The sequence below is a fragment of the Collinsella tanakaei genome (genome assembly GCF_021531055.1).
GTDB lineage: Bacteria > Actinomycetota > Coriobacteriia > Coriobacteriales > Coriobacteriaceae > Collinsella > Collinsella tanakaei_B.
In genome coordinates, this window is sequence record NZ_JADYTL010000002.1 from 40364 (window position 1) to 57298 (window position 16935).

General features: G+C 64.8%; 11 protein-coding genes and 1 riboswitch. Of the genes, 7 read left to right on the top strand and 4 right to left on the bottom strand.

All coding sequences use genetic code 11. The annotated features are described in order from the left end of the window. Positions 1 to 50 precede the first annotated feature (50 nt). A complete protein-coding gene (locus I6E04_RS02285) occupies positions 51 to 1925 on the bottom strand; it encodes a glycosyltransferase family 2 protein (RefSeq protein WP_235421551.1) in 1875 nt (624 codons plus the stop codon). 332 nt (positions 1926 to 2257) lie between these two features. Here I6E04_RS02285 and I6E04_RS02290 point away from each other — a divergent pair, with 332 nt between their 5' ends. Next, entirely contained in the window at positions 2258 to 4012 is a 1755-nt protein-coding gene (locus tag I6E04_RS02290) for a DUF6020 family protein (RefSeq protein WP_235421552.1), read from the top strand. Between the two features lie 85 nt (positions 4013 to 4097). Here the strand turns inward: I6E04_RS02290 and I6E04_RS02295 are convergent, their stop codons facing one another. From I6E04_RS02295 to I6E04_RS02305, 3 genes are all read right to left on the bottom strand, one after another. Then, complete coding sequence (locus tag I6E04_RS02295) at positions 4098 to 6080, bottom strand: Mur ligase family protein (protein ID WP_235421553.1); 1983 nt, start codon at positions 6078 to 6080, stop codon at positions 4098 to 4100. 136 nt (positions 6081 to 6216) lie between these two features. After that, positions 6217 to 7791, bottom strand: a complete 1575-nt coding sequence (locus tag I6E04_RS02300) for a zinc ribbon domain-containing protein (RefSeq protein ID WP_235421554.1) — start codon at positions 7789 to 7791, stop codon at positions 6217 to 6219. A 190-nt stretch (positions 7792 to 7981) separates the two neighbouring features. Next, complete coding sequence (locus tag I6E04_RS02305) at positions 7982 to 8545, bottom strand: hypothetical protein (RefSeq protein WP_235421555.1); 564 nt, start codon at positions 8543 to 8545, stop codon at positions 7982 to 7984. A 319-nt stretch (positions 8546 to 8864) separates the two neighbouring features. Here I6E04_RS02305 and I6E04_RS09925 point away from each other — a divergent pair, with 319 nt between their 5' ends. The 6 genes from I6E04_RS09925 (at position 8865) to thiD (ending at position 16801) form a co-directional block, all read left to right on the top strand. Beyond that, positions 8865 to 9125, top strand: a complete 261-nt coding sequence (locus tag I6E04_RS09925; protein WP_419179984.1) for a nucleotidyltransferase family protein — start codon at positions 8865 to 8867, stop codon at positions 9123 to 9125. Positions 9126 to 9315: 190 nt separating this feature from the next. Continuing rightward, the gene (locus tag I6E04_RS02310; RefSeq protein WP_235421556.1) at positions 9316 to 10707 is read left to right on the top strand and encodes an aminopeptidase; all 1392 of its coding nucleotides are present in this window, start codon (positions 9316 to 9318) and stop codon (positions 10705 to 10707) included. 180 nt (positions 10708 to 10887) lie between these two features. Then, positions 10888 to 11694 carry a YaaA family protein gene (locus tag I6E04_RS02315; protein WP_235421557.1) on the top strand — a complete coding sequence of 269 codons (807 nt, stop codon included), beginning with the start codon at positions 10888 to 10890 and terminating at the stop codon, positions 11692 to 11694. A 1029-nt stretch (positions 11695 to 12723) separates the two neighbouring features. Beyond that, positions 12724 to 12841: riboswitch (TPP riboswitch) on the top strand. Next, positions 12833 to 14191, top strand: a complete 1359-nt coding sequence (thiC, locus tag I6E04_RS02320) for a phosphomethylpyrimidine synthase ThiC (RefSeq protein WP_235421558.1) — start codon at positions 12833 to 12835, stop codon at positions 14189 to 14191. It overlaps the preceding riboswitch by 9 nt. Positions 14192 to 14486: 295 nt before the next feature. Further along, entirely contained in the window at positions 14487 to 15308 is an 822-nt protein-coding gene (gene thiM, locus I6E04_RS02325; RefSeq protein WP_268830294.1) for a hydroxyethylthiazole kinase, read from the top strand. Then, positions 15308 to 16801 (top strand): bifunctional hydroxymethylpyrimidine kinase/phosphomethylpyrimidine kinase, encoded by a 1494-nt coding sequence (gene thiD, locus I6E04_RS02330; RefSeq protein ID WP_235421560.1) that lies wholly within the window; start codon positions 15308 to 15310, stop codon positions 16799 to 16801. The genes thiM and thiD overlap by 1 nt, the downstream gene beginning before the upstream one ends. Positions 16802 to 16935: the final 134 nt, after the last annotated feature.

The following is a 16935-nucleotide window of genomic DNA, read 5'->3' on the forward strand; positions in this document are numbered from 1 at the left end:
GGCACGCGCGGCAATGGCACCCGCAGGCGGGACACAGCGTGGCGCCTGCATCACGCCATGCCCAGATAGGACTTCCAAAACGTAACGGAGGTCAGCTCGTCGCGACGCTCGGCATACGCGCGGCAGATCTCCTTTCGATGGCGCCTGAAGTACGCGAGGTCCTCCTTATAGCGCTTGACGATACGTGCATACCGTGCGGGATCCTTGGTCCGGATCGTGCCGCAGCGGTTGTGCCAGTCGATGACGATCAGGTGCTTTTTCCCGCGGATCACGCCGGCGGGATACGCCCACCCCTCGATGGGGATGAGCGCATAGCCCCTCCCCTTTTTGACCAGCAGCCTCTGGTGGTTATCGGTCGCATAGTCGCTCAGCCGCTCGACGAAGCTGCGCGCCTTGTCCGAATCGATGAGCTGGCGATCCGCCTGCATGATATGGAAATCCGTAAGACCGAGCGCGTGCGCCTGCCGCTCCAGCTCGTCGAAGGGCACGAGCCGCTCCTTGGCGCGGTTCGCACGCATGAACGTCTTCTCGGCGACGCCGGGTTGCGCCAGATACGCGGGCCCCTTCATGAAGTCCTCGAAGCCGTCCAGACACAGCTCGGCGTTCTCGTAGCCGAACTTCTTGAGCTCGAGCCGGATGTTGTTGTGCAGCTCGTCCATGAAGCCTACCGTGGGCGAGATACCTGCCGAGCACAGCGCGATCATGGTGTTGCGCGTGGTCTGGTAGCGCTCGACCGCGGCGTTGTAACGCGCGTTGAACGGCATGTGCCACACGCAGATGCCGTTCATGGTCATGAAGGTCGGCGCGCAACGAACGCCGAACTCGACATCGTCGAAGCGCACGAACACCGGCAGCGGCAGCCCGTGCTCCTCGATCGCGGAGACGGGGATGCAGCAGTACCACCACGCGGCGTAGCGCCTGCGCGTGCGCGCCACCTCCTCGGGGATGCGGAACAGCTCGTTGTAGACGAGGTCCTCGAAGTTCGTCAGGCGCAAAGGGGGCTTTGCCGGCGCGAGCAGGCCGCTTTCGTCGATCAAGCCGGTGTCCTCCCATTGCTGGTCGGGCACCTCCATGTTGAGCATGGCGCCGCTCACGAAAGCGTCGGCGTACTCGTCGTCGACGATCCGCAGCAGGTTGTAGGTACGTCTGATGCTCTCGGGCGACATGGCCACGTCGTCATCCATGAGCAGCACGTGCGTCGCGCGCGGCTGCTGCTCGAGCGCCTCCACCATGCCGCGGGCAAAGCCACCGGAGCCACCGACGTTGTCATTGGGCGAGATCGAGATGCGATCGCGCTGCAGGCGATCGACGTCGAGCGTGCGCCCGTTGTCGATGACGCGCAGGGAGACATGACGCGCGATGTCGTCGTCGCCTGAAAGGATATCCGCTTCGATCGCGGCGATGTTCGCCTCGACGAACGTCTCCTTCTTGAAGGTCGTCGTGACCAGGCACAGCTCCACGTCGCGCAAGGGTCGCACGGGCTCGACGGCGTAGTGGCAATCGCCGAGCGCGACCGTGCCGGCTGTTTCGAGCACGAAGCCCGCCAAGACCGTCTCGTCGTCGACCGAAAGCTCGAAATCGAGGCTTTGCCACGCATCGGAAGCGGCAACCTCACGGCAGCTCGACGCCACGCGCGCCGGCCGGTCCGAGAAGGCATCGCCCTTCGTCTGCCACAGCGTGCATGCGGCACCCTTGAGCTCCAGATGCAGCACGAAACGCCCCACCGACGCGTACCGTTTGAGCTTGGAGACGGACAGCGCGTTGAAGTACGTCGAGAAATCGAAGGTGCCCGCTCCGTACAGCAGCCATTCCCGGCGCTCATCGTCAAAGATCACGGGCCGGTCGGACCGGCAATACAGAGCCGGACAGCTCATCGCGCGCGGATTGCGTTCCAAAACGACGTTGGCGAATCTCATGAGGGACATAGGCACTCCCGTATTCCGGTCTGCCGGACCGTCTGTCGTCCGGCCATCGTGCGTGGATGATACCCACGGGATATCGACGTTCTTGCACCCGCCGAGCCATCGACATACGGCGAACATCTCGATGGTGTCCTTGTGTGCACTTTCTTATGAATGGCTGATGGGAACGGTCGGCCCGCGTCGGGATTCGCCGGGTCGCAGCGCAGGATGTCGACATATTTGGAGGTTTCCGGCCGCCTCGATACAGCCGATGCCCCACGGCTGTCGACGGGTACAGTACCCGCTGCACGATAGGTCGCCGCCATCGCGGGCGGCTCTCAGCGGAAGGACCGGACGTGCAGCACGTATCGCACCCTCAGACACCTCGCACCTACTGTGGGGAGCACCGCGGCTTCATCGCGGCGGCAGCGCTTCTATCTTGTGCCCTCGCCGCCCTCGGCATCGTGGCGGACGCCTATCGCGCCGCCGACTCCATCGCCGGCATCGCCCAAGTATATGGGTCTGCCGGCGGCGTTGCGGCGGCCTTCCTCCTCCGTATGCTCCCGCTGTTCGCCATCGGCTGCGGCTTGGGCTATCTCTGGTCACAGTCGCGGCGCACGAGCGGCGAGCACCGCGCCGCCAAACCGTGGAACCGAAGGCTCTTCCGCATCGCCGCGCTCGTGATCTTTTTGGGCTGGCTCCCGTGGATCGTCGCGCACTACCCCGGCACCATGCGGGACGACACGTTCGCGCAAGCGCTCCAGTGGTACGGCATCTTCCCCTACTACACGCAGCATCCGGTGACCGACACCGTGGTCTTCGGGGCCTTCTGGTCTCTCGGGGATCTGCTCGGCTCGCGCGCCGCCGGGCTGTTCTGCTACATCGTGGTACAGGCGCTCGCCTCGGCGCTGACGTTCGCCGCCGTCGCCACCTACCTCGACCGCATCGGTGCCCCGCGCGCGCTGGTCGTCGGCACCGTGGCGTTCTATGCGCTCGCGCGCATCGTCTACCAGCCGATCGACACCATGAGCAAAGACGCCCTGAACGGCATCCCGTTCACGCTGTTCTGCCTGCTGCTGTACGAGGTGATTCGGACCGACCTCGCCGCCCTTCGATCGCGGAGATTCCGCATCGCGTTCGTCGCCGCACTGGTGATCACGGCCGTCACCAAACGGACGATGCTCTACGTGGCGCTGCTCGCGATCGCCATCATCGCCCTCGTGCGCCTGGCACGGCACCGGCGCGTAGCGCCCCTGCTGGCAGGCACGACGGTATCATGCGTGCTCGCGCTCGGCATCTGGACACCCGTGGTGAACCACGCGGTCGACGCGAACGCGAATCCCACGTACGAGATGTACTCGATCCCCGTGCAGCAGATGGTTCGGACCCTCAAGGAATACCCGCGTGCCCTGGATGCGCAGGACCGCAAACAGCTCGGCGAGTTCATCGACATCGACCGGGCGTGCCGCGTATACAACCCGTGGCGCTCGGACGAGGCGACCGGGTGCATCGTCGACGGATCGCGATTCCCGGCGTGCTTGGACATCTGGCTTGCGCTGGGCGCCGAGCACCCCGCCTCGTACGCCGCGGCAACCATGAACATGGTCGCGACCTGGTTTTCGCTCGACGCGCCGATCGACTACGGCCACGATGCGCAGGCGGAGCTGTTCACGCCCGCCCGCATGGACGCGTGGATGTCGTTTTTCGATACGCGCGCCCAGCTGGACGGCTTCGTCGCATCGCTGGACGTGGCACCGCGCGGCGAGCTCGCACCCATACGGGACACCCTCGAGTCGCTCGACTCGCTCCAACGCGAGATGCCTTTCATGAGCAGCTACGGGCTGTGGTGCATCGCCTCGCCGCTCATCACCGCGACCTACTGTCTGTGCACCTACGGTGGGCGCGACCTGCGGTATCTGTGCTACCTGTCCATCCCGCTGGCGCTTATCGCCTCGCTGCTCGTAGGTCCGATCGCACTGTACTGGTACTCGATTCCCTCGGTCTACATCTGCCCGCTCATCCTTGGCATACCGTTCGCCATGGTGAGCGGGGAACGCAAGCACACCGACGACAAGGACGCGGCGGCACCGGATACCCGACGCATCGTCTGACACCCGGCGCATATGAGATGCGGCCCGGCCGGGACATCACCATCCCGACCGGGCCGCAGACACGTCCTTGCATCACGCGAGCGAACTACGGAAGCTCGACGTCCTTGCATCCGGCGAACACGTCGACACCGAGCGTCTTGAGCGACGCGGGCAACTGCACCTCGGAGAGCTTCGTGCAGTCGGCGAACGCCTCGTCGCCGATGGTCAGCACACCCTCGGGGATCACGATGCGCTGCAGCGACGTGCAGCCCGCAAACGCGCGCGGCGCGATCGTGCGCAGCGACGACGGCAGCTCCACCGAGGTCAGATACGCGCAGTCGGCGAACGCCTCGCGACCGATCGACTGGACGCCCTCGGGGATCACGACGCCGCGGAGCTTGGACTCCTTAAACGCACCGGAATCGATCACGCGGACCGGCATGCCGTCGACGGTGGCCTCAGGCTTGAGCGTAAAGCCGCTCACCTTGCTGCGGAACACGCGACCGACCAGGTTCTTGCCGGCCTTGGTGTAGCGCAGACCGCGGAAGCGGATGAGCTCGGCGCCGTAGCCATCGAGCGCGCGGTAGCGGATGCCGTCGATCTCGACCGCCGGATGGGCGACCTTGCGCACCATGTCGCCGTCGAGCATGAAGAAGTTCGTGCCGAAGAGGTTGTCGAGCGTCAGCGGCAGGCGCATCTGCTGGCCGCCCTTGAAACCGATCAGGTCGTCGTGGGTCAGGTTGGCGCGGATGTAGTCCTCCAGCTGCGCGCGATCCGACGTCACGAGGATGTTCTTGCCGGCGGCGGCAGCCTCCTCGGCGGCCCACTTCATGTGGTCACCGAAAAAGATGATGAGGTCGATGCCGTCGTGCTCCGCCAGGTTGACGCCCACGCGACGGTGGACCTCCTCGGTCGCGGAACCCAGCTTGTCGTCGATATCCGCCACGACCAGGATGCGCTTGCCGCCGTCGGGCACGTCGATGGTCTCGAGCGTGTCGGCAACGCTCCTGATGGCGACCTCGGAGGCGTTGTAGCAGTCGAGGTACATGTGGTAGCCGGCGATCCACGTCAGGTTCTGGCGCACGCCGACGGCGCGGAACTTGCCCAGGCCCTCCAAGATCTTGTCGTCGGAGATGCCCAGCTCGCGACCAACGGCGAAGGCCGCGAGCGCGTTGTACACGTTGTGGCGGCCGACGATGTTGAGCACGACGGGGATCGGCTGCCCGGGCGCGTCATGGTCGACAAGGTCGAAGCGAACCTGGCCGTTGCGCTCCACGATGTGCTCGGCGGAATAGCGCGCGTCGGGGTTCTCGATACCGAAGGACACGACGCGGTGCGTGTACGTCGCGTGACACAGCAGCTTGTCGTCCCAGTTGACGAAGCCGACCGCGTCGGGCGCGGCCTGACGGTCGAGGTTGATCTTCTCGGCGAGGATGTTCTCCTGCTTGCCGTCGTAGTACTCGATATGGTTGTTGCCGATGTTGGTGAGCACGAAGAAGTCGGGTCGCAGCAGCTTGCCGGCACGCTCGACCGTGCCCGGCTTGCCCATGCCGACCTCCTGCACCAGCAGCTCGGTCTCGCTGTCGATGCGCTGGATGGCGGCGAGCACCTGCGAGAATCCGTTCTGGTTGCCACCGGACCACTTGACCTTCAGGCCCTCGCAGGCGACGAGGCGGATCATCTCCTTGGTGGAGGTCTTGCCCACCGAACCGGTCAGCGCCAGGATGCGCGCATCGGAGTGCTTACGGATGTTCTGCATGAGACCGATCACCTTGTTGGTGGGACCCTTGCAGATGATGGAGGGCAGCTCCTTGCCGTGCGCGTCCGTCATGACGCGCGGGGTCAAAAACGCGAGAACGTCCTTTTCCTCCCAGGCGCGCAGGGCGTCGGAGCGGATCTTGTCGCTCGACCCGCGGCAGACGTAGAGACACCCCGGCTTTGCCGTCATGGAGTTGCTGGTGATGGTGGACAGCGGCTCGTCGGCGCGGTCCTCGAGCTCTCGCGGAAGTTCGAGCCCGAGCTCGGAGCATACGAACCGCAGCGTGAACGTGTAGGCCTTCTCGGGCGACGGGGCGGTTTGCTGTTTCATGTTCAAAGCACCCTTCGTATTATTCGACCCAGCGCAGGGTCGCCGAACATCAGTAGCGCCGTATATCATACGCCGATTCGACTCGGGCGACGTCCGGTGGCCGACTTCACGCAAACGCCACCACATCGCACCCAGTCTACTCGTACACGCTGCCGCCCAGAATGTCGTCGGTGATGGCAAGCGTCTCCTTATCCAAGGTGTACCAACCCAACGTGGCGGTATGGGTGTCGTGCTCCTCGTACACGTGTGCGGTGAGTATGCGGGACGTCTCCTCCTCGAAGCTCACCACGCAGCCGGCGGGCGCGAGCCCAAGGCTTGCGAGCTCCTGGAACATGTAGTCGCGGTAGTCGATGTCGCCTGTCGACGCGGTGGCGGTGCTGCCGCCGGTCGTCGCGGACGCCGCACCGCCCGACGTGTCGGATGCTCCCCCATCCAGCGCATAGAGCGAGACGAGGTGGTACCCGAACACGCTCTCGGCGTCGCGTTGCGCCGTGACGCGATACCGGTAGGTCGCCGAGTCCTCGAGGCCGTCGGAGTAGCTCACCGCCACCTCGCAGGTGACCATCTGACCGAACGACGACCAATCGCTGCTCTCGATCGTGCGCGCGAAGGGGCCGCTTGCCGCCAAGACGGTCCAGCCGGTCCCATCGCGGCGCACGCCGTTGCTCCCGATATAGCCCAGATCGTCCGGACAGGTCCCGTAAAACGACCGGATGATCTTGCGCGCGGTCTCCTCGTACACGAAGTACGAGCCGCCCACGTCGGGGATGTCGTAGCTCAGATCGTACGCGCCGCCCGTCGTGCTCAGGTTCGAACGCTGCTGGTACACCTCGGGATACACGATGCCGTAGATGAGCGACGTGTCGAGCTCGGGATCCTGACCGGGCGTGAGCAAGACCTCGCCGGTCGGCGCCGGCGAGGTGACGAGCGGCGTGGCCGACACGGAATAGATGAGCGCCATGTCCTCGATGGCGGTCTTCGCGGCCGCATCGTCAAACGACCCGGCTGTGATGCTCGTGCCAGCATCGACCTGGATGTCGGTAAGACCGGGGCACGGTGTCAGGTCGAGCTCGGAGAGCTTGTTGCCCGTGCAATGCAGCGATGTGAGCGTGTCGCACGCGGGGAGCACGAGCGTCGTCATCTGGTTGTTGTCGCACACCACCTGCTCGAGATGGATGTTCTGCGTGAGGTCGAGGTTCACGATCGTGTTGTTGGAGCACACGAGCGTGGTGATGTTGGTGAGGTGTTCGATACCCGTCAGATCCGAGATACCAAGGCCCGACAGCCCCTCGTCGCCCGAGCGGGAGCCCAGCTCCGTGACGGCATCGGCCTCCTCGCGCGAGAGTGTGCCGTCCGAATCGGTGTCGGCGTGCTCGGCAAGATAGGAGCGGAACGCCGGATCGGGCACGTCGTCGGCGAGTACCAGGATCGCATCGGTGCGCGTATCTTGCGGCAAGCTGGAAGATGCGCTCGGCGGCGTGCTGGAGGAGGGCTCGAACGGGCCGACTTGGAACACCGCCATGCAGATCAGGGCCGTCGCCACGATCAGAACGAGCGAACCGAGGCACCCCGACGAGCTGTTCTCCGTATCGCCGGCGGCGGGTGACGTGCTCGCCTGGCCGGACGTCTTGCCCGTTTGCACCTTCTTGCCGCACGAACTGCAGAACTTCGCGTTATCCGCCATATCGGCGCCGCACTTGGGACATTTCATGACAACCCCCTCGCTGTTGGTGCCAGTATACATGCCGCAGGCGGCGCGGGCGGTGCCGTGGACGGACGGCACGCGCGAGCGGGTCTCGGGGTTGACGGCGAGGCCGCCCCATCACCGGGACGCGATGGACATTCGCGCGTTGCGGCCGTGGTCCGACGAGTCGCGACCACCTTCCATCGGATCGTGAAGTTCAGAAGCGTCCGGTGCCCGCGATGAAGTCGACCGGCTCGGTCGTCTCCTCGATAGGGACGCCGATGCGATCGAGAAAATCGGAGAATTCCTCGTACACACCGAAGAAGGGGTCGCTATCACCCTTGCCCCGAACGCCGCTTGCGAGGAGCTTCCAACACAGCTCGCGGGGCTCCGCCCACCGGTGACCTTCGCGCCACACATCGCGAATCGCGCCCTGCTTGCTCGGCATGATCCACACGACGCCGTCCTTCTTGTTGTGATAGCCCTCGCATGCGTCGATCGGCACGGCGTGGATGCGCACGGTTCCCTCGCCGCTTGCGTCTTTGTCCCCCATCCACGAGATGTTGAACAAGTAACCGTCTGCAGCGAACATATCCATATGCACCGGCTGCGCGCGATGCGACCGGTTGAGCGCGAGCGATACGCCCAGCAAGATAACGGAAACCAGCAGGCAGACGGCGATGATGACGAGCAGCGGGGTGACAAAGCCGCCTTCCACGCCGGAATAGACGCACACCCCGATAACGATCCACAGCACAACCGCGAACACGAACGGCATCATGGCACCGCTGTCTTTGACCCAACCCTTGGGAAACGCCCACTCTTTGTCGAGCGCGGCGCGGAGCTTTTCGGCGTAGCGGGAGGGCTCGATGACGGTGGAGGGGATGTTATCCGAGGGGGGTCTTGACGGTTGCCTTGCGTGCCATGTCTACCTCCCATGACGACTAGATATGAGGTGGGTTTAAGTTTAACAGACCGGTGGCGTCCGACGTGGTAGCGAGGGGTGTCTCTGTGTGCGGGGGCGAGACGTTGGCGACTTGTTGGGTACGATTGCGACCAAAGGAGATCACCATGCTCCAGATTGCCGACATCAAAGTGCCGTGCGTCGCGCTGCTCAAGAATATGGACTGACTCGGGTCGTCCTCTTCGGTAGCTTTGCCAGAGGTGAGGCTGATGACTCGTCGGATATCGATCTTGTGGTCGAGACATCCCGCCCCTTGGGCTTCGCACAAGGAGCCATCTACAACGAGCTTGAGCGGGAGCTTGGAAGACCGGTTGACATCGTATTTGGTGCGTCGAACCTCTATCCGTTTGTTCGCAAGGCGTACGAGCGCGAGGGAATCACGCATTATGAGGTGTGAGTGCAAAATGCATTGGCAAACCATGCCAATGCCCGGAATCTGCAAACTAATCGACAGCGCTTTCGTCCTGAGCCTTTAGGCACTCCAAAGACGAGCCTCACCACCCCCACCAAAACCCTACACCACCACTAGGAATCCCGTGCTACCATACCCTGCGGTAACTATCCGCGTCGATATGGGGAGGCCCACTTTGGAGCGTCCGAACGCATGGAACAAGTACGGTGAGTCCGACATCGCCGAGCTCGAGCAGCTCTGCAGCGACTACCGCACCTTCATCAGCGAAAACAAGACCGAGCGCGAGTGCGTGACCGCGACCGTCAAGCTCGCCGAGGCCGCGGGCTACGTGAACATCGACGACGTGGTGGCGCAACAGCGCGCCCTCGCCGCCGGCGACAAGGTCTACGCCGTGTGCCACAACAAGACCATCATGCTCGTCAACCTGGGCTCCGCCCCGATCGAGCAGGGTGTGAACATCCTGGGCGCGCACATCGACTCCCCGCGTCTGGACATCAAGCAGAACCCCCTGTACGAGGCCGGCGACATGGCCTACCTCGACACGCACTACTACGGCGGCGTCAAGGCCTACCACTGGGTCGCCACCCCGCTGGCGCTGCACGGCGTCGCGTGCAAGAAGGACGGCACCACCGTCCAGATCTGTATCGGTGAGGATGCCTCCGATCCGGTGTTCTGCATCTCCGACCTGCTGATCCACCTGGCCTCCGACCAGATGAAGAAGCCTGCCGCCGAGGCCGTCGACCACGAGAACCTCGACCTCATCGCCGGCGGCCGTCCCGTCGTCATCGAGGGTGGCGAGGCTCCCAAGGAACCCGTCAAGCAGATGCTTATCGACCTGATGCACGACAAGTACGGCCTTGCCGAGGAGGACTTCCTCTCCGCCGAGCTCGAGGTCGTGCCCGCCGGCCCCGCCCGCGAGATGGGCCTCGACCGCTCCATGATCCTGGGCTACGGCCAGGACGACCGCGTGTGCGCCTACACGTCGCTCGCCGCCCAGCTCGCCGTTCCCAGCGTTGAGCGCACCTCCGTCACGCTGCTCGTGGACAAGGAGGAGATCGGCTCTGTGGGCGCCTCCGGCATGACGAGCCGCTTCTTCGAGAACACCATGGCCGAAATCATGGAGCTCGCCGGCGAGGGCGGTGAGCTGCGCCTGCGTCGCGCGCTGGCCAACTCGCGCATGCTGTCCTCCGACGTATCAGCCGGCTTCGACACGCTCTACGCCGATCGCTTTGAGAAGAAGAACGCCGCCATCATGGGCCACGGCCTGTGCTTTAACAAGTACACGGGCTCACGCGGCAAATCCGGCTCCAACGACGCCGACGCCGAGTTCATGGCGCTCGTGCGCGACATCATGGACGAGGCCGGCGTGGACTTCCAGACCTGCGAGCTCGGCCGCATCGGCGCGGGCGGCGGCGGCACGATCGCCTACATCCTGGCCGAGTACGGCATGGACGTGATCGACTCCGGCGTGGCTGTGCTGTCCATGCACGCCCTGTGGGAGGCCACCAACAAGGCCGACGTGTACGAGGCATACAAGGGCTACAAGGCGTTCATCGAGCGCGCGTAACGCTCGCCGCAGGTAAAGCCCGCAACGCATTCGCTGTGAGGCCCGCGTGTCCCTTTGGGGCGCGCGGGCTTTTTGCGTGGCGCGGGGCATGGCTGATGGACCGCTTGGCACACCGCTTCGCCCCGCAGCGGGTAAGATGGGGTGCATAGTTATTCGTCCCGCGTCGGAAAGGAACCCGACATGCTGCAGGTTATCGTTTCGCCCGCCAAGCAAATGCGGGTCGCCTCGGATTCCTTCGCGCCCCGCGGAATCCCGCCGTTTCCCGCCAAAACCGAGCGCCTCGTCCGGGCGCTTCGCGACATCGAGCACACCGACGGTGCCAAGGGGCTGCGCGCGCTGTGGCGCGTAAACGACAAGCTGCTCGCCGAGAACATCGAGCGGCTGCACGGGTTTTGCATGGTTGCCGACGAATACCAACTGGACGATCCGGTAATCGCTCGACTTGTCTCCCCCGCCGTCTTTTCCTACGTGGGCATCCAGTACCGCAGTATGGCGCCCGAGGTCATGGGCTTCGACGAGCTCGAATGGCTGCAGGGGCACCTATGGGTACTCTCGGGTCTTTACGGATGTGTGCGCCCCTTTGACGCCGTGGAGCCCTACCGGCTTGAGATGGGCGCAAAGCTCGCCGTGGACGGCGCGCGCGACCTGTACGCATTCTGGGGGCCCGACATCGCCCGTGCGATATGCGCTGGTCAGGCAACCACGCTGGTGAATCTCGCGAGCGTGGAGTACGCCAAGGCCGTCCTGCCACATATATCCGCCGATTCGACGGTCGTCACCTGCATCTTCGGTGAGGAGCTGCGTGCGGGCAAGCCGGTACAGCGCGCCACCGCGAGCAAAATCGCCCGCGGGTCGATGGTCCGCTGGATGGCTGAGCGCGGCATCGAGGATGCCGCGGACCTTGTCCGCTTCGATGTGGGCTACCGTTACGCTCCCGAACTCTCCGCGACCGTTGGCTCGACCCTCGTTTTCATGGCGAATAAGTAGCGGCGGGCGGTCCGCTCGGGGCGTTGGCGTCTGCCCGTGCACGCCCGTCTTGCTGAATTTGCACTTTTAGGGGGTTTTGAGGGCGCCTTTTTGGAATGCGGCGGATTTCCGGCCTTTTCGTAAAAACGGCGATTGTCTGACCTGCGCTTTTATTACCAGCCAAAACGGACAGAATCGAAAACCCCCGAAAAGTGCAAATTCAGCAAGTTGGGCTCCGGACAAACGCGGTTACCTACCGGTACCCAACCGCCGTAACCGCAGGATTATGTTTTACATATTCAGATAATCCCATATAACAATGAGCATATAGATGAGAGCGGGAATGGCGATGATCCACGAGCAGCAACCGCAGCTACAGCCCCACCGCCGGAATCACCGCCGCGCGAGGAGCTGCTTGCCCACCAATAGGCGACCCCCGAATCCATATACGTAATGTGCCCGCCGCCGTTCTGTTCGTTAGAACTGTGATTCAACGTTCCCCCTACCCAACCATCAAAACATCGCTGGACGATAAGCCCTGTTCCCGCAGACAAGCACGGCGTCACCCGCAACATACGAGTGCGAGCATAAAGAAAATCGCGACAGCGCCCAAGGGGATCACGCAGCCCAAGAACATGTAGCCACATGTTCCCGGCTCATTATCGCCGGGCTCGGAGTTATACATGGTGCGCATTTCCTCTTCGTACATGAGGTTCGCAAACGATCGGTCACCGATACCGAGGTGCCCGTCGTCATCTCTGTCCAAGAAGTCTTTCATGCGCTTCCTCCGCGGCCTGACCCGTTGGGCCCCCATTGCTCCGATGATACCCAAAGGGTTGCGAATGACATGCAACGTGATGGATCAGCGGTGCAGGTGGGCTTGGCTTGATGCGGGGAATCCTGGGCCGAGGAATGTTCGCACCGGATAGGCGTAGCCAGCTTGTTTGCCAGTCAGAAAGCCTCAAATCCATAATGTAGAAAAACCCCTGGGGTTATTTTACCTGTTGCATTGAGCCATCCGACGCCAACGCGCTATAATCACGTCGACAATCGCATATCACGGGGAGCTTGCAGGACACCACGGCAGGCTGAGAGGGGGCGCGTCCCGCCCCGACCCGACGAACCTGATATGGGTAATGCCAACGAAGGGAGCATGCGTATGGATGCGCACACCACCACTGCAACTACTGAATCGGGAGTCGGCGAGAAGCTGGTCACGCAGCTCGACTTTGCGCGCGCCGGCATCGTCACCGACGCCATGCGCGCCGTCGCCGAGCGCGAGGGCCGCGATCCCGAATTCATCCGCGCCGGCGTGGCCGCCGGCCGCATCGCCATCCCAGCGAACATCCGCCACCTGGAGATGGGCCTCGAGCCGCGCGGCGTCGGAGCCGGCCTGTCCACCAAGGTCAACGTGAACCTGGGCATCTCCGGCGACGTGGCGAACGCCGAGGTGGAGTGGGAGAAGGTCCACACCGCCGAGCAGTTCGGCGCCGACGCCATCATGGACCTCTCCAACTCCGGCAAGACGCGCTTCTTCCGTCAGGAGCTCGTGCAAAAGACCCCGCTCATGGTGGGCACCGTGCCCATGTACGACGCCATCGGCTACATGGAAAAGCCGCTCGTCGAGCTCACGGTCGACGACCTGCTCGAGGTCACGCGCGCGCATGCCGAGGACGGCGTGGACTTCCTCACCATCCACTGCGGCATCAACAAGTCGGTCATCAAGACCTTCAAGGAGACCGGCCGTCTCATGAACATCGTGAGCCGCGGCGGCTCGCTGCTCTTCGGCTGGATGGAGGTCACCGGCAACGAGAACCCCTTCTACGAGTACTACGACGAGATCTTGAAGATCTGCCACGAGTACGACGTGACCATCTCGCTCGGCGACTCCTGCCGCCCGGGCTGCCTGTACGACGCCAACGACGCCACCGAGACCGCCGAGATGATCGAGCTCGGCAAGCTGACGAAGCGTGCCTGGGACGCCGGCGTGCAGGTGATGATCGAGGGCCCCGGCCACATGGCCATCAACGAGATCGCCGCCAACGTCGAGCTGCAAAAGCGCCTGTGCCACGGCGCGCCCTACTACGTGCTGGGCCCGCTCGTCACCGATATCGGCGTGGGCTACGACCACATCACCGCGGCCATCGGCGGCGCCATCAGCGCGAGCGCGGGCGCGGACTTCCTGTGCTACGTGACGCCTGCCGAGCACCTGTGCCTGCCCGACGCCAAGGACGTGCTGGACGGCCTGATCGCCACGAAGATCGCCGCGCACGCCGCCGACATCGCCAAGGGTGTGCCCGGCGCGCGCGACGTGGACGACCGCATGGGCGACGCCCGCCGGCGCCTCGCGTGGGACGAGATGTGGCAATACGCGCTCGACCCCGTGACGTCCAAGGCGCGCTACGAGGCATCCCCCGCCAGCACCGAGGGCACCTGCACCATGTGCGGGAAGATGTGCGCGGTTCGCACGGTCAACAAGGTGTTCGAGGGCACGACGATCGACCTCGACGCGCAGTAGGGCTTTGGGCAGACCCGGCGCTTACAGGTCCGTCCTCAAACAGCTTCGCGCCCTTCGGGCGCTGCAGAACTGCGGGCGGACCCGTAAGCGCCGGGTCTGCCACAACCACCCCTTCGTGCCGCGCGAGGTCGGTCGGCGTGCGCACAGCTTGTCGACGACGTGCTGGGCGGTATGGAGTGGTTGAAGCTTATACGTTTGTTGGATCGGTTACGTTGTTGCGGGCGTTTGGCCCGTTGTTGAAACGATTGCGGGCGCACGGTCCGCAATTGAAAGGATTTTAAAAATGGATATGAACATGCTTGGAACTGCTTTGGATAACGTTCGTGCCGGCGTGCCGCTGGTGCATTGCATCACCAACTATGTGACGGTCAACGACTGCGCCAACGCGCTACTCGCGTGCGGCGGCTCCCCCATCATGAGCGACGAGCCCGCCGACGTGGAGGACATCACGTCCATCTGCGGCGGCCTCGTGCTCAACATCGGCACACTCAACCAGCGCTCCATCGAGGGCATGCGTGTGGCCGGCAAGCGCGCCGCCGAGCTCGGCCACACGATTGTGCTCGACCCGGTGGGCGCCGGCGCGAGCGCGCTGCGCACCGCCACCGCCTCCGAGCTCATCGACACCCTGCCCATCACCGTCGTGCGCGGCAACATGAGCGAGGTCAAGGCCATCGCGGGCGCCGCCTCGTCGACCCGCGGCGTGGATGTGAACCCCGATGATGCCGTCACCGAGGACAACCTCGCCGCGAGCGCCGCGTTCGCGCGCGAGCTCGCTGCGAAGCTCGGCGCCGTCGTGGCCATCACCGGCGCTATCGACATCGTGGCCTCGGCCGACCGTGCGGTCGCCATCCGCAACGGCGTGGCCACCATGGGCAAGATCACCGGCACTGGCTGCATGCTCTCCTGTGTGGTCGCCGCCTACGCCGTCGCCAACCCCGACGACGTCTTCGATGCCACCGTCGCCGCCATCGCCGGCCACGGCCTTGCCGGTGAGATCGCCGCGGCGCGCATGACGCCCGCCGACGGCAACGGCAGCCTGCGCACCTACCTGCTCGACGCCATCTGCAACATGGACGCCGCGACGCTCGTCGCCGGCGCACGCGTGGAGGAGCTGTAATGGCCGCCGTTGCCCGCGGGCCCTGGACGCCCGCGGACATCCGTGCCGGCATGTTCCTGTACGCCGTGACGGATTCCGCATGGCTGCATGGCCGCACGCTCGCCGCATGCGTGCAGCAGGCGATCGACGGCGGCGCCACCTTCGTGCAGCTGCGCGAGAAGCACATGACGACCGACGAGCTCGTCGCCGAAGCGGCGACCATCCTGCCGATCTGCCGCGCGGCGCACGTGCCGTTTTTGATCGACGATGACGTCGAGGCGGCACGGCGCTCCGGTGCCGACGGCGTGCACGTGGGCCAGTCCGACACCGCCTGCGCCGAGGCGCGACGCGTGCTGGGGCCCAACGCCATCATCGGCGTGTCGGCGCAGACCGTGGAGCAGGCGCGCGCCGCCGAGGCCGCAGGCGCGGACTACCTGGGCGTTGGCGCGCTCATCCCCACCCCCACCAAGCCGGACGCGGTCGACGTCACGCGTGACGAACTCGCTGCGATCTGCGCTGCCGTGGATATCCCCGTGGTGGGTATCGGCGGTCTGCATGCCGACACGCTCGACGTGCTCGACGGCACCGGCGTTGCGGGTGCAGCGGTGGTGTCGGCGATCTTTGCCGCCGACGACATCACGGCCGCCACGCGCGAGCTGGCGGACAAGCTGACAAGTTTGAACCTGGCACCATCTTGTCGCTTTACCGCGCCTGCCGTGCTCTCGATCGCCGGGTCCGACTCGAGCGGTGGCGCCGGCATCCAAGCCGACATCAAGACCATCGCCGCCAACGGGCTGTTTGCCGAGACGGCCATCACCGCGCTCACCGCGCAGAACACCCTGGGCGTGCGTGACGTGCTCGAGGCCACGCCGGCCTTCGTCGCCGAGCAGATCGACGCCGTGTTCGAGGACATTCCCCCTGCGGCGGTGAAGATCGGCATGGTGTCGTCGTCGGCCATCATCGAGGCGATCGCCGAGCGGCTGGAAAAGTGGAAGGCCGCGAACATCGTGGTCGACCCGGTCATGGTCGCGACGTCGGGCGCACGCCTGATCAGCGACAGTGCGAGCGAGGCACTCACCGGCAAGCTGCTTCCCCTCGCCCGCGTCATCACGCCTAACATACCCGAAGCCGAGGCGCTCACGGGACGCACGATCGATAGCGAGGAAGCGCAGGCCGCCGCGGCGACCGAGCTCGCGCGCCGCTTTGGCTGCGCCGCGCTCGTCAAGGGCGGCCACGGCGTGGCGGACGCCAACGATGTGCTCGCCGAGCCCGCCGCCGACGGCGATGCGGAACCCCGGCTCACCTGGTTTCGCCACGAGCGCATCGACACTGACAACACGCATGGGACGGGCTGCACGCTCTCGTCGGCCATCGCCTGCGGTCTTGCCCGCGGACTCGACGTCCCACAGGCGGTCGAGCAGGCCAAGGCCTACCTCACGGGCGCCCTTGCCGCCGGCCTGGACCTGGGCCACGGCTCCGGTCCGGTCGACCACATGTGGCAGCATCGCGGTTGACGGGAACGTCATCGCACGAGCCGCTTCTGAAAACTCTTGGGCCACGCGCCGTACAGAAACGATAGGCGCGTGGCCTGCTGGGTTGGCGCGCGGGGCTCGACCCCGGCAATTGGGGCCCCGCACTGACAGTGGGA